General features: G+C 60.8%; 14 protein-coding genes. 3 read left to right on the forward strand and 11 right to left on the reverse strand.

Features of this window, described 5'->3' with window-relative positions; all coding sequences use genetic code 11:
- The first annotated feature begins 431 nt into the window (after positions 1 to 431).
- Together garL and BSU04_RS25115 are read left to right on the forward strand one after the other, a co-directional pair.
- Positions 432 to 1,217: a 2-dehydro-3-deoxyglucarate aldolase gene (gene garL / locus BSU04_RS25110; protein ID WP_089163117.1), complete on the forward strand. Its 786-nt coding sequence runs from the start codon at positions 432 to 434 to the stop codon at positions 1,215 to 1,217.
- Positions 1,218 to 1,271: 54 nt separating this feature from the next.
- Positions 1,272 to 2,180 carry a 2-hydroxy-3-oxopropionate reductase gene (locus BSU04_RS25115; RefSeq protein WP_256983279.1) on the forward strand — a complete coding sequence of 303 codons (909 nt, stop codon included), beginning with the start codon at positions 1,272 to 1,274 and terminating at the stop codon, positions 2,178 to 2,180.
- Between the two features lie 82 nt (positions 2,181 to 2,262).
- Here the strand turns inward: BSU04_RS25115 and BSU04_RS25120 are convergent, their stop codons facing one another.
- From BSU04_RS25120 to BSU04_RS25140, 5 genes are all read right to left on the reverse strand, one after another.
- Complete coding sequence (locus BSU04_RS25120) at positions 2,263 to 3,036, reverse strand: transporter substrate-binding domain-containing protein (RefSeq protein ID WP_089163153.1); 774 nt, start codon at positions 3,034 to 3,036, stop codon at positions 2,263 to 2,265.
- 84 nt (positions 3,037 to 3,120) lie between these two features.
- Positions 3,121 to 3,849, reverse strand: a complete 729-nt coding sequence (locus tag BSU04_RS25125) for an amino acid ABC transporter ATP-binding protein (protein ID WP_089163119.1) — start codon at positions 3,847 to 3,849, stop codon at positions 3,121 to 3,123.
- On the reverse strand, positions 3,833 to 4,486 hold the full coding sequence (locus BSU04_RS25130; protein ID WP_089163120.1) for an amino acid ABC transporter permease: 654 nt from the start codon (positions 4,484 to 4,486) through the stop codon (positions 3,833 to 3,835). The genes BSU04_RS25125 and BSU04_RS25130 overlap by 17 nt, the downstream gene beginning before the upstream one ends.
- Positions 4,483 to 5,232 (reverse strand): amino acid ABC transporter permease, encoded by a 750-nt coding sequence (locus tag BSU04_RS25135; protein ID WP_089163121.1) that lies wholly within the window; start codon positions 5,230 to 5,232, stop codon positions 4,483 to 4,485. Before BSU04_RS25135 ends, BSU04_RS25130 begins: the two co-directional genes overlap by 4 nt.
- A 124-nt stretch (positions 5,233 to 5,356) precedes the next feature.
- Entirely contained in the window at positions 5,357 to 6,178 is an 822-nt protein-coding gene (locus tag BSU04_RS25140) for an NAD-dependent epimerase/dehydratase family protein (protein ID WP_089163122.1), read from the reverse strand.
- A 173-nt stretch (positions 6,179 to 6,351) separates the two neighbouring features.
- Here BSU04_RS25140 and BSU04_RS25145 point away from each other — a divergent pair, with 173 nt between their 5' ends.
- Complete coding sequence (locus tag BSU04_RS25145) at positions 6,352 to 7,098, forward strand: FadR/GntR family transcriptional regulator (protein ID WP_179258433.1); 747 nt, start codon at positions 6,352 to 6,354, stop codon at positions 7,096 to 7,098.
- 32 nt (positions 7,099 to 7,130) lie between these two features.
- Here the strand turns inward: BSU04_RS25145 and BSU04_RS25150 are convergent, their stop codons facing one another.
- The 6 genes from BSU04_RS25150 to BSU04_RS25175 all read right to left on the reverse strand — a co-directional run bounded on the left by BSU04_RS25150 (position 7,131) and on the right by BSU04_RS25175 (position 13,824).
- Entirely contained in the window at positions 7,131 to 8,153 is a 1,023-nt protein-coding gene (locus BSU04_RS25150) for a LacI family DNA-binding transcriptional regulator (RefSeq protein WP_089163124.1), read from the reverse strand.
- Positions 8,154 to 8,196: 43 nt separating this feature from the next.
- Positions 8,197 to 9,282 (reverse strand): ABC transporter ATP-binding protein, encoded by a 1,086-nt coding sequence (locus tag BSU04_RS25155; protein ID WP_089163125.1) that lies wholly within the window; start codon positions 9,280 to 9,282, stop codon positions 8,197 to 8,199.
- 14 nt (positions 9,283 to 9,296) lie between these two features.
- Positions 9,297 to 10,181: a carbohydrate ABC transporter permease gene (locus BSU04_RS25160; RefSeq protein WP_089163126.1), complete on the reverse strand. Its 885-nt coding sequence runs from the start codon at positions 10,179 to 10,181 to the stop codon at positions 9,297 to 9,299.
- Positions 10,178 to 11,122, reverse strand: coding sequence for a carbohydrate ABC transporter permease (locus tag BSU04_RS25165; protein ID WP_089163127.1), 945 nt, complete (start codon positions 11,120 to 11,122; stop codon positions 10,178 to 10,180). Before BSU04_RS25165 ends, BSU04_RS25160 begins: the two co-directional genes overlap by 4 nt.
- The gene (locus BSU04_RS25170) at positions 11,122 to 12,357 is read right to left on the reverse strand and encodes an ABC transporter substrate-binding protein (RefSeq protein ID WP_089163128.1); all 1,236 of its coding nucleotides are present in this window, start codon (positions 12,355 to 12,357) and stop codon (positions 11,122 to 11,124) included. Before BSU04_RS25170 ends, BSU04_RS25165 begins: the two co-directional genes overlap by 1 nt.
- 81 nt (positions 12,358 to 12,438) lie before the next feature.
- Positions 12,439 to 13,824, reverse strand: coding sequence for a GH1 family beta-glucosidase (locus BSU04_RS25175; protein WP_089163129.1), 1,386 nt, complete (start codon positions 13,822 to 13,824; stop codon positions 12,439 to 12,441).
- Positions 13,825 to 14,017: the final 193 nt, after the last annotated feature.

The raw sequence follows: 14,017 nt of genomic DNA on the forward strand, positions 1-14,017 counted from the left end.
GTGCCGACCCTCTCCTTACGGCGTGTGGGCGAATAAGTTTAGGCGGGCAGGCGGGAGGGGAAGATTGCAGCGAGGTGGCGAAAAGCCTTGTTTCATAAGGCTCTGGCGGGCGTCATGCAGTGCCGGACGGCGATTCGGCAAATACTGGTTATACGCGTGGCCACACGCTTTGGGCCTCGGACGGCGCAAGACGCAAGACTTGTCATTCCGACGCAGGGGCGCAGCCCCCCGCAGTCTGTTGCGCCTCGTGCCCCTCTCGCGCGGGCCTACGGAGCACGTACCGCCGGGAATACGCCTTGCCGGCCTTTTTCACCGCCAACCCACTTGCAGTTCCGAAAAGCCGCGATGTAATATGACGTCTGATAACGTATGAGATTGCCGGACTATTTTCACCGTCCAACTCAAGGCGTCAAGCCAGAGGAAGCCTAGCCATGACACCGTCTTCGCCTTACCAGCCCTTGCCCAACACGTTTCGCCAGTCGGTCCTGCAGAGCGAAACCCAGATCGGATGCTGGGCATCGCTCGGCAGCCCGATCACGACCGAGCTGCTCGGCATGCTGGGCTTTGACTGGATCTTGCTCGACGCCGAGCACGCGCCAAACGACGTCCTCACCCTGATCCCCCAGCTCATGGCGCTCAAGGACAGCCGTAGCGCCCCCGTGGTAAGGCCGCCGGCCAATGACAGCGTGGTGATCAAACGGCTGCTTGATAGCGGCTTCTTCAACTTCCTGATCCCCTTCGTCGACAGCGCCGCCGACGCCGCTCGTGCCGTCGCCGCGACGCGTTATCCGCCGCAAGGGATTCGCGGGGTGTCGGTAGGTCATCGCGGTAACCGCTACGGGACGGTAAGCGACTACTTAAGCACCGCGAACGACAACATTTGCGTCGTGGTCCAGATCGAAAGCCGGACAGCGGTTGAAGCAATCGATGAGATCCTCGCCGTCGAAGGCGTTGACGCCGTATTTCTCGGCCCGTCGGATCTGGCGGCGTCGTACGGACACATCGGCAATCCGAATCACCCGGACGTGCAGCAGGCCATCGCACACGTGTTCGAGCGCGCCCGCGTGGCAGGCAAGGCGAGCGGCACGCTGGCGCCCGTGCAGGCCGATGCGCAACGGTACCTGTCGATGGGCTGCAAGGTGATCGCGGTATGCGCCGACATGGGCCTTCTCAGGAATGCGGCGCAAGCGGTGCAGAAACATTTCATGCAGCAATAGCAGGACAGCAGCCGGACAGCAGCTGGACGTCAGCCGGCCGCACCCAGACAACTTGTGGAGATAGACATGCAAAAAGCGGGCTTCATCGGTCTTGGCATCATGGGCAAGCCCATGGCCGAGAACCTCATCAAGAACGGCGTGGCGCTGGCGGCATTTACGCGCAGCGGCGTGCCGGACACGCTGACCCAGGCCGGCGCGCTCGCGTGCGACAGCCCGGCCGCCGTCGTGCGCCAAGCCGACGTGATCTTCGTCATGGTGCCGGATACGCCCGACGTGGAACGTGTGCTGTTCGGCGAGAACGGCGTGGTCGCCGCGCTGCGCGAAGGCCAGGTCGTGGTGGACATGAGCTCGATCTCGCCCATTGCGACCCGCGAGTTCGCAGCGAAGGTCCGCGAGCGCGGTGCGGACTACCTGGACGCGCCTGTCTCCGGTGGCGAAGTCGGTGCAAAAGCCGCATCGCTCACAATCATGGTCGGCGGCTCGCAAGTTACCTTCGACAGCGTGAAACCACTCTTCGACATGATGGGCAAAAACGTCTCGCTGATTGGTGAAGTCGGCGCGGGACAGGTCTGCAAGCTGGCGAATCAGGTGATCGTCGCGGCGACGATCGAAGCGGTCGGCGAAGCGTTGTTGCTGGCGTCCAAAGCCGGCGTAGACGCGGAGAAAGTACGTACGGCACTGATGGGCGGTTTCGCGTCGTCGCGCATCCTGGAAGTGCACGGCGAACGCATGACCAAACGCACGTTCAATCCGGGCTTTCGCATTGAATTGCATCAGAAGGATTTGAACCTCGCGCTCTCTACGGCGCAGTCGCTTGGCGTGTCGCTGCCCAACACCGCGACCTGCCAGGCGCTGTTCAACGCTTGCGTGGCGCATGGCGGCAAGGCGTGGGATCACTCCGGAATGGTCCGCGCGCTGGAGTATCTGGCCAACCACGAGATCGGTCAGACGCCGGCGGGCTGATTCTCCGGTCTGCCAAATAAAAAGGGCATCGCGATCAACATCGCGATGCCCTTTTTCACCCCATGCAGGCTTCACACTTCGCTTAACCCTTCGTCACGCTCGCGGGCAAATCGTGGCCGTGATACTTCTTGTAGATCGTGTTGAGCGCGCCATTTTTCTGGTTCGTGCTCACCCAGTTATTGACCCACTCCTTGAGCTTCGGCTCGTCCTTGTTCATCGCAATGCCCAGGTCGAAATCCTTCTGCGGGAACTTCAGTTCCAGATTGCGATTCGGCGCGCGCTTGACCATCTCGGCCAGGTTCGAGGGCGTGCTCGAAAAGATGTCAACCTGCCCCGTCACCACCGATGTAATCAGCGTCGCGTCGTCTTCATAACGCTGAATCTGAGCACCCTTCGCCATTTGTGTCGTGATGGTGTCGTTCACGGTGGCGCGCGTGAGACCGATGGTCTTGCCGTTCAGGTCATCGTAATTCTTGACGGTCTCGTTCTTCGTCCCGCCTACGATGATCGTGATGACCGCATAGGGAATCGAGAAGTCGACGACCTTCGCACGTTCAGGCGTGATCGAGAGATCGGCTATCACCAGGTCCGCGCGCTTGGCCTGCAAGGTCGGCACGCGCGCGGCATTCGTGATCTGCACGAGCTCGAGCTTCACGCCGAGGTCCTTGGCAAGCGCCACGGCCGTGTCCACGTCGGACCCCGCAGGCTGAAGGTTGGCATCGGCATAGCTGAAAAGCGGCGTGCCCATCGCAATCGCCACGCGGATCTTGCCTGCCTTCTTGATGTCGTCGAGCTGGTCGGCCATCGCGCTGTGCGCTACGCCCGCGAGTAACAAAGCGGCCACGCAGCCGCGCATGATGAATTGGTGGGTCTTCAAAGCAGTCTCCATTTTTATGTCAGTTCAAAAGATGTTCTTCGGGCCCAGCCTGCAAACCACAGGCTATAAGCCGTTGTTCAGGAACGTGCGCAACTCGGGCGTCTGCGGTGCATCGAGCATGTCGCCGCTACCCACTTCCCACACCTTCCCCTGGTGCATGTAAATGATCCGGTCCGCCATGCGCTTGGCGAACGCCATCTCGTGCGTGACCAGCAACATGGTCATGCCGTCCTTCGCCAGATCTTCCATCACGCGCAGCACTTCGCCGGTCAGTTGCGGATCAAGCGCGGACGTTACTTCGTCGAACAACATGACCTTCGGTGACATCGCGAGCGACCGCGCAATCGCGACACGCTGCTGCTGTCCACCTGAAAGCTGCTCCGGGTAGGCATCAGCTTTCTGCGCGAGGCCGACCTGGTCGAGCACGCCCATCGCCACGCGGCGCGCTTCGTCGCGTCCGAGTTTTTTCACGTGGCGCAGCGCCAGCATGATGTTTTCTTCAACGCTCAGATGCGCGAACAAGTTGTAGCTTTGAAACACGATGCCGACTTCGCGGCGCAACTGGTGCAGGTCTACCTTCGGGTCATCGACACGAATGCCGCATACCTCGATCGTGCCTCGGTCGATGGTCTCCAGGCGATCGATACAGCGAAGCGCCGTGCTCTTTCCGGAACCGCTCGCGCCGATCACGGCGATCATTTCGCCCTTGGCCACTTCCAGCGACACGCCCTTGAGCACCTGGTTCGAGCCGAAGCTCTTGTAGACGTCCCCGAGCTTAACGATTGCCGACATTGAGCTTTTTCTCCATCGATTGGCTCCAGCGCGAGAGCGGATAACACAGCACGAAATAGAAGACCCCGACCAGCCCGAACACGAGGAACGGCTGAAAAATCGAGTTGTTGATGATCTGCCCTGCGCGCGTCAATTCGACAAAACCAATCACCGAAGCGAGCGACGTCATCTTGATGACCTGCACCAGGAAACCCACCGTTGGCGGCAGCGCGAGACGCAGCGCCTGCGGAATGATCACGAGGCGCAAGGTCTGCCAGCGCGTCAATGACAGGCACTCAGCGGCTTCCCACTGAGGCTTCGGCATGGCGTCAATACAGCCGCGCCAGATGTCGCCGAGATACGCGCTCGTGTAGACCATCAGCGCGAGGCCGGCCGCGACCAGCGCGGGCACCTGGACGCCATACACGGACAAACCGAAGTAGACGATGAACAGCAGGATCAGCAGCGGAATGCCTTGAATTGCTTCGATATAGACCATTGCGGGACGGCTGAGCCAGCGGCGCGGCGAGATGCGCGCGAGCATCACGCCGAAGCCGCCGATGCTGCCCAGCACAAAGGCGAGTGCCGAGAGCACGAGGGTCCACCAGATCGAGTGCACGAGATAAAACAGATGTGCCGTAGTGAAGCCGCCGGTCATGCCGCACCTCCGGGAATCACCGTATCGATACGCCCCTGATCCGGCACCGGCTTGCCGGCCCGTTCCGCGGCTTTACGCATGACCCGCCGCCGCTTGAACGCAACCTCGCCCACGGCCCACGCAATCAGCTTGATCAGCAGCGACAACGCCAGATACAGCAGCGCCACGACAATGTACGTTTCGAGCGAGCGGAAGGTATCGGACTGCACGGTGTTCGCCGTTGCCGTGAGCTCTTCCGCCGAGATCTGCGACGCTATGGCCGAGGCCTGCATCATCAGCAGGAACTGGCTGGTCAGCGCGGGATAAACCTTTTCGATCGATGGCTGAAGCATCACATGCCAGCCGATCCGCCAGCGCGACAGCCCCAGGCATTCGGCCGCCTCGATCTGCCCGCGCGGCACCGATTCAAGACCTGCACGAATGATCTCTGCCGCGTAAGCGCCGATGTTGATCACCATCGCGAGCGCGGCGGCGGCGAAGGTCGGCATGCGCACGCCGAAGCTGGCAAGCCCGAAGTACAGCAGGAAGATCTGCACGAGAAAAGGCGTGTTGCGCACAGCCTCGATATAGATCGAGCAGAACCGCGATAAAAGCCGGTTCCGGCCGCGCTTGGCGAACGCAACCAGCGTACCCAGGATCACACCGAAGAACACCGCCACGCTCGTCATCTTCAGCGTCAGCCAGGCGCCTTTCAGGAAGACGGGCCAGTACGGAAGCAGCGGGCTGAAATCGAGAGAGAAAGTCATCGCAGCAATGTCTAGGTTAGTACGCGAGCGGCGCCGGTCTTTCGTCGCCACAGCGGGCGCGCGGCGCCGCCCGTCGCCGGGCTGGCGGCCTTGATCAACGCGCTATTCAAACCTTATTCGAACCTTATTCGAACGGTCCGGTTGTGGCGAACGCCCCGCCCTGCAGCACGGCGACAGCACTGCCGGGCTCGGGCGCCGGCTGCGCGTCGATCTTCGCCCGGAACGGCTCCGACGAATCACGCGGCACAAATCCCAGCTTCGACGCAAAGCGGTTGTCCCACCATGTGACCGTGTTGTCTGACATCCCATAGACCACGGTATGACCGACATCCGGCGTCAAGAGGCTGCGTTGCAGGAGATCGAGCAGGTCGTCGTAGCTAAGCCAGCTCGCCATCATCCGGCGATCCTTCGGCTCGGGAAACGTTGAACCAATACGAATACTCACCGTCTCGATTCCGTATCGATCGAAATAGAACTGGGCTACGTCTTCACCGAACGATTTGGACAGGCCGTAGTAACCGTCGGGACGTCGCAGCGCATGCGCGTCGATCTTCTCGTCCTGCCGATAAAACCCGGTCACATGATTGGAGCTGGCGAAGACGACCCGCTTGACGCCATGCCGGCGAGCGCCTTCGTAGAGGTTGTAAACCCCTTTGATATTGGCTTCCAGCACTTCTTCGAAGGGCCGCTCCACCGATACCCCACCGAGATGGATGACCGCGTCGCAACCGGCAACCAGCGCGTCGACCGCCTGCTTGTCCGAGAGATCGCACGGGATGACTTCCTCATTCGGCGCCCCTTCCAGGGGCAACGCCGTCACGAGATCCGACACCCTGATCTTGTCCGCGAATGCGGCCACGCGCGAACGAATGACTCGGCCGACGCCGCCGGCGGCACCGGTCAGCAACAGGCGTTTAAACGGGGCTGCGTGTTCTTGATTGGCCATGTGAGCCTGTCTCCAATTAAGCGCGGTGACCGGGAGCTTTCACGCTCCTTTCGATCGGATCACCGCTTGATTCAGCTTTTATTGTACGTTGTCATATGACTACATGCGTGCATATAATCATTCGCAAACCCGTTTGTCAACTTTGGTGAAACATTATCCCAACCGAGGTCGCCGTGCAGAGATCGACTCGTGCCGTCTTCGAAACCCCGGCTTACCATCCGGTGCGGCGCAGCCTGACGACCGAACTGGTCGATGCGCTGCGTCAGCAGATCGAAACTGCCGAACTCAAAGTGGGCGCCCGGCTCGCAACCGAAGCGGAAATGGTGCAGCGCTTCAACGTGAGCCGCACCGTCGTACGCGAGGCATTGTCCAAGCTACAGGCAGCGGGACTCGTGGAGACGCGGCATGGCATTGGCACCTTCGTCTGCGAGGCGCCGGCCAGAGGACTCCTCCAGCTCGACCCTGCGGACGTGGCGGGTTCCATCGACGCCCTCGCCGTGCTCGAGCTGCGCATCAGCCTGGAGACCGAGAGCGCAGGACTGGCTGCGGCGCGATGTGACAAAGCACGGATCGCTGCCATGAGGCGCGCGCTGAGCGACTTCGAGCGCAACCTGGGCGAAGCGAACGGGACCATATCGCCCGATATCCGCTTTCACCTCGAAATCGCACAGGCCACCGGCAACCGCTATTTCGTGGACATCATGACGCATCTCGGCACCCACATGATTCCGCGCACCCGCCTCACTGCCACGCAGATTCCACCCGCCCAGTACGCGGACTATCTGACGCGCGTGAATCGCGAGCATGAACAAATCTGCGATGCCATCGAGCGGGGTGACGCCGACTCGGCGCGCACCGCCATGCGGCTCCATCTGATCAACAGCCGCGAGCGTCTGCGGCGCGCGCAGACAAGTGTTTAAGCGCTGCGCTGGCGTCACGTCACCTCGTTAATTCAAGTGCGCATTCGTTTCGCTGGAGCGGCAACCGACGCGCGGTTCGTGACGGTCACGGGAAACTCGCGATAGATCGTGTAAGCAGTCCCGTAGCACGCGTTGAGCAGCCATCGAACGGCGTTCTGCGTGAGATCGGCGGTCGGGATGTGGACCGATGTCAGGCCCGGTGCGGAGAACGCGGCCGAATAGTCGTCGTCGTAACCCACCACCGACATATCGTGCGGCACCGACATGCCCGCTTGCTGCAAACACGACAAGGCGCCAATGGCCATGGTGTCGTTGGCGCAGAACAGGCCGGTGAACTTTTTCTTCGACGCCAGCAGTTGGCGCACCGAGTCATATCCGCCGTCCGGCGAAAAGTCCGATTCGATCAACTGGACCTCAGCCCGGTCAATGCCGTTGCGCGCGAGTTCTTCGAAAAATCCTTTGATCCGCGCATGATTGTCGGAAGCCTCGAAAGGCCCCGAAATCACGGCTATTTTCTTGTGTTTATGCGCAAGCAGCGTCTGCGCCGCCAGCACGCCGCCCCGATGATGATCCGCGCAAAACGACGCCTCCGGCATCTGCGCGAAGTCGCGATTGAGGAACACCATCTTCGGATGCATGCGGTGCAACTTGATGAGGTCGTCGTCATGCAGGTCGTGGCTCGTCACCACTACCCCATCGCAATCGCGAGCGATCAGGAACTGCACCGCTTCAATTGCCTGGTCGCGCGGTGAGTCGTCGCCGCAACCCGTTGCCACCACCACATGGCGATGCACCTTGCGCAACTCGGTATCGGTCTGCTTGAGGATCGTGCCGTAGTACGGGCCGAAGAACGTCGGCACGAAAATGCCGATCATGCCAAGCGATTGCGTCGACAGCGCCCGCCCGAGCGATGATGGCCGGAAATTCAGCTCGGCGATCGCCGCCTGCACGCGCGCGAGCGCATCGGCGGAAACGGGTCCGCGACCGGAGATAGCGCGCGATGCCGTGGACATGCCTACGCCGGCAAGAACCGCGACGTCCTTCAGGGTTGCCACTGTTACTCCGTGAATAAGTGCTTCATGTCGGCTTGGCGCTCATTCAGAGCCGATCCCCGGCGGTTTCATCGAAGAGCGAGACGCGCTTGCCGTCGATCGAAAAGCCGGTCATCTCGTCAACCGCCGCCGTCGCCGTGTCCTGCGCGATCGACGCGATTTGGGCGCCATGATAATCGAGCCAAATTACCCGGTGATTGCCCATTGGTTCGACGAGCGACACCGTAGCGCGATGTCTGAACGCCGGGTCGATGGAGACATCCTCCGGACGCACGCCGAGCACGCACGGCTGCTTCTCCGGAGGTGACTGAAGAAACGGGTACGCGGTGACGTCGATATCGACGTGCTCATTGCGAAACCGCACTCCACCGCCCTCGCGATGCAACGCGCCCTTCAGCAAGTTCATACCCGGCGAGCCAAGGAACGTGGCAACGAACAGATTATTCGGATGCGCGTACACCTGCGCGGGCGTGCCGATCTGCTGGATCACGCCACCGCGCATGACGGCCATGCGGGTCGCCAGCGTCATCGCTTCGACCTGGTCGTGGGTCACGTAGATCATGGTTGCGCCGAGGCGCTTATGCAGTTGCTTGAGCTCACGCCTGAGTTCCGTGCGCAGCTTTGCGTCGAGGTTGGAGAGCGGTTCGTCGAAGAGGAACACGTCCGCTTCCCGCACGATGGCCCGGCCGATCGCCACACGCTGACGCTGGCCGCCCGACAACTGCGCGGGCCTGCGCTTGAGTAATGGACCAAGCTGCAACATCTCGGCCGCCCGTGTGACGCGCCGTTCGATCTCGGCTTTGGGCGTACCGGCAATGCGCAAACCGAACGAGAGGTTACGCTCGACGTTCATGGTTGGATACAGCGCGTAGGACTGGAACACGAGCGCGATACCGCGGTCTTTCGGATCGGCCCACGTCATATCCTGGCCACCGATCTCGATGCTGCCGCCGCTCACATCGATCAGTCCTGCAATGCTATGCAGCAAGGTGGATTTGCCGCACCCCGAAGGACCGAGCAATACGAGGAACTCACCCGGTTCGACCTCAAGATCGAGCGACTCGATGATCTTATTGGAGCCCAGCTGGATCTCCAGGTCGCGGATTGAAACGTTCGACATGACTGTAGACATGAATGAGCCCTGGACTAACCCTTGACCGCACCGGAAGCAATGCCGCGGACGAACCAGCGACCCGAAACGAAGTAGATGACAAGCGGCACCATGGACGTGAGGATGGTCGCCGCCATGTTGACGTTGTAGAGACGCTCGCCTGTCGTGGTGTTGATGATGTTGTTCAGTTGCACGGTCATCGGCAGGTTCTTCGTGCCCGCGAAAACGAGACCCAGGATGAAGTCATTCCAGATGCCGGTGACCTGCATGATGACGGCGACCACGATGATCGGTGTGGACATGGGCACCATCAGTTGCAGGAAGATGCGCCAGAAACCGCCACCGTCCACGCGCGCCGCCTGGAAAAGTTCATGTGGCAGCGCCGCATAATAATTGCGGAACAGCAGGGTCATCACAGGCATGCCGAAGATGGTGTGGATCAGCACTATGCCGGGCAACGAGCTGAACAAATGCACCGTTGCAAGCACCCGCACGAGCGGATAGACCATCACCTGCACGGGGATGAACGCGCCCACCAGCAGGATCGCAAACAAGGTGGAGGCGCCGCGCGGTTTCCAGTACGACAGCGCATAACCGTTTACCGCACCCACCAGAATGGACAGGACCGTACTCGGCACGACAATGCGAACCGAGTTCCAGAAGCCGACTTGAATGCCCTGGCAATCCAGCCCCGTACACGCGGATTGCCACGCGACACGCCACGCATCCAGCGTGAAATGCACCGGCAGCGACAGGATGTTGCCGAGACGAATTTCCGTCATCGGCTTGACCGACGTGACGAGCATCACGTACAGCGGCAGCAGGAAAAACAAGGCTGAGGTCAACAGGAACGCATACACGCCCAAGCGCGCCGGCGTGAAGCGCGACCTCCGTCTTAAAGGGTGGCGTGGCGCGTTCATCGGGAATCCCTGAGCCGTAATGCACGGCTGCGAATATAAAAGACAGGAGCCAGGATCGCCAGCACGGTCACGAGAAGAACGATCGACGCCGCCGACGCCAGCCCGAGATTCGCGCGTCCGAACAGATAGTCCATGATGAACTTCGCGGGCACTTCGCTTGCCGTGCCGGGACCGCCTTGCGTCATGGCGACCACTGCATCGTAGAGCTTGATGACCATCACGAACAGCAGGATGAAGGCCGTTGAAATGGACGCGCCGAGCATGGGGATGACAATGCTGACATAGACACGCCAGCGCGGAATGCCATCTATGCGCGCCGCCTTCCAGATTTCTTCATCAATACCGCGCAGCCCCGCGAGCAACAGCGCCATCACGAGCCCCGAGGCCTGCCAGACCGTTGCAATCACCAGCGTGTAGATCACGCGATCCTGATCGACGATCCAGTCGAAGCGTGCGTGCGTGAAACCGATCCGGTGCAGCACCTCCTGAATACCCAACTCCGGATTCAGGATCCACTGCCACACGAGACCCGTCGCGACGAACGACATGGCGTACGGATACAGGAAGACCGTGCGCAGCGCGCCCTCCGCCACCACCTTCTGGTCGATAAACACCGCCAGCAGCAACCCGATCGCGAGGCAGATGACGATGAACAAAACCCCGTAGATCACGATGTTTTGCAGCGACAGCATCCACCGGTCGTTATTGAAGAGCCGCACGTATTGCGACACGCCCGCAAAACTATTCGACGCGAACGTGCGCGAGTTCGTGAACGACGTGCGCAAGCTCCATACCATCGTGCCGAGATAAGCGAACACCACCGTGAGCGCCATCGGCAACAACGCAATATAAGCGGCCAGCGCAAACCGCTTCTTCAGCGGCTTGCGCTTCGCGTGAGCAGCCGAAGCGCGCAGGGTCTTGCCGGCAGGCGTCGCCGCCATCAGCTCTTCAGCCCGCTGGCGAAGGCCTTTTGGGCGTCCTCCACCGACTGGTTCTTGTTCCAGAAGTTGGTGATGACGTCCTGCAACGCACCGTTGATATCAGGCGGCGTCAGCATTTCCGGATTCGGCAACTGCCGCGACTTGTCCTTCATGATCGCGATGCCCTCCTTCGCGCACATGTCGAGACTCGAATCGTCGATGTCCGAGCGAATCGGAATCGACCCCTTCTTCGCGCTGAACGCCACCTGCGCAGCCGGGGACGTCATGACCGTCGCGAGCAGTTTCTGCGCCTTGATTGCGTTGGGGTCGTCGGTCTTCGGAAACACGAACGCGTCGCCTGCCACAAGATACGGCGAATGCGGACCGAAGCCAGGGAAGCAGCCGAAGTCCTTGCCCGCCGTTTGATTGGCTGCGGAGAACTCGCCCTTCGCCCAGTCGCCCATGATCTGCACGCCGGCCTTGCCGGAGATCACCAGCGCGGTCGCGTCGTTCCAGTTGCGACCCGGCGAGCCGGGATCAACATAGTTATGCAGACGCTTGAACTGCGTCAGCACCTTCTTGAACGCGTCGGACTTGACCGCGTTCACATCGCGATCGCGGTATACCTTCAAATAAAGGTCCGGGCCGCCGACATCGGCGAACACGGCGTCGAAGGTGATCTTCTCCTGCCATGCCTGACCACCGAGCGCGAGCGGAATCACGCCAGCCGCTTTCAGCTTGTCGAGATCCGCGATGAACTCATCGTAGGTCGCCGGCTCCTTCGTGATGCCGGCCTTCTGGAACGCCGGCTTCGAATAGAAGAACCAGGCCGGCATGTGGATGTCCACCGGCGCCGCGTAGTAATGCCCGTTCGACTTGATGCTTTCAATGATCGACGCCGGAAAGATCTTGTCCCAGTTCTCCTTGGCCGCGACATCGTCCACGTTGTTCAGCAACCCCTGGTCGATGATGTCGTGGAATTGCTTCGACGTATTGAACTGCGCGGCGGTCGGAGGGTCCCCACCCATGATGCGGTTGATTGCCGTGGAGCGCGCCTGGTCCGCGCCGGCCACGGCTTGGTCGATCCACAACCCGCCCGCCTTGTTATAGGCATCGGCGAACTGCTTGATGGCCGCTGACTCGCCGCCCGATGTCCACCAGTGGATCACGGTGGCTTTCAACGGATCCGCGTGCGCCGCGCTCATCGTCGCAACGGCTGCAATGACACTGACGACCAGTTTTTTCATGCTGTTCATTAAGTCTCCTCCGGGCTATGTCTTCTATTGGCCCCGTCATTCACAGGGTCCAACGGATTCGGCATTGAAACGAACTACGGGTCAGGCGCGGGCTTTGGTGTTGCGCTCCTCAAGGAACTTCGCAATCAGTTCGGCGCTGTGTTTCATGGTGCGTTTCTGCGTCTTGTAGTCGACATGAAATACTCCGAAGCGGCGTTCATAACCGAAGGCCCATTCGAAGTTATCCATCAGCGACCAGATGAAATATCCGCGTATGTCGACGCCTGCTTTGATCGCGCTATCCACGGCGGCAAGATGGCGCTTGAGGAACGAGATGCGCTGCGGATCGTCGACGCGTCCATCGATTACCTTGTCGTCGGAGGCCATGCCGTTTTCAGTGATATAGATCGGCGGCAATGAAGCATACGTCTTGTTGAATCCGATCAGCAGGTCGCGCAGGCCATCGGGATGAATCTCCCAGCCCATCTGCGTGCGCTCGACGCCTGGCAGTGGCACTTCCGTAAAACCATGCGCGCCGTCGCTCTTCACGTTCGTACGGAAGTAATAGTTGATGCCGAGGAAGTCGAGCGGCGTGCCTATGGTTTCCATATCGCCGTCGAGCACCAGCGGCTCGGTGCCCGGCCATAGTTCGAAAAGGTCCTTGGGATAAGCCTTTTTCAACAGCGGGTCGAGTATCCACGCGTTGTGCTGGACTTCAAAAAGATGCGCGGCACGTGCATCGGCTTCGCTGTTGGTATCGGCGGTACCACGGCCCACATTCGCGACAATGCCCTTGAGCGACGCCGGATCGTTTGCCCGCAGGACCGGCACGGCCGTACCGTGCGCGAGCAGCAGGTGATGCATGGCCTGGGTCGCGTAGCGGTCGTTCGCCAGACCCGGCGCATGATGGCCGTTGCCGTAGCCAAGGTACGCGGAGCACCAGGGTTCGTTGAGCGTGGCCCAGGCATCGACCTCACCGCTCAGTTCGCGGCTCATCAGGTCGGCGTAATCGGCGAAGCGATACGCTATGTCGCGATTCAGCCAGCCGCCGCGATCTTCCAGATATTGCGGCAAGTCCCAGTGATACAGCGTGACAAAGGTCTTGAGGCCCTTCTCTTTCAGCCGCCCGATCAGGCGCTTATAAAAGTCGATCCCTTTGCGGTTCGGACGCCCCGCTTCATCCATGACGCGCGGCCATGCAATGGATAGGCGATATCCGTCGACGTTAAGCGCGCAAAGCAAGTCAAGGTCCGATTCCCACCGATGATAGTGATCGCAAGCGACCTCGCCGGTGTCGCCGGCCAGCACTTTGCCTGGCGTGGCCGAGAACGTGTCCCAGATCGACGGGAGCCGGCCGTCTTCGCTGGCGGCGCCTTCGATCTGATAGGAGGCCGTTGCTGCACCCAGTAGAAAGTCACGTCGCCAGAGGGCTGAATCGGACGGAGGGGAAAACGGATCGCTTGAGACAACGGATGCGTCGAGTGCCACGAGAACTCCTGTTGAGCGGTGGAGTGGAAGCGCTTCCACAAGTGCCAGCGAACGATAGCAGCGCCGAATTGAGGGGGACAATCCGGGTTTGTATGGAGAGGGTTGGGGGAGAATGACTGAAAGGCTCGATCGTCGCGAAAGCGTCAGCGACGAATCGGAAAAAGCGGAGCGCTACGAACCTGGTGCTTGGTGC

Origin of the sequence: Caballeronia sordidicola, assembly GCF_002220365.1 — a bacterium.
GTDB lineage: Bacteria > Pseudomonadota > Gammaproteobacteria > Burkholderiales > Burkholderiaceae > Caballeronia > Caballeronia sordidicola_C.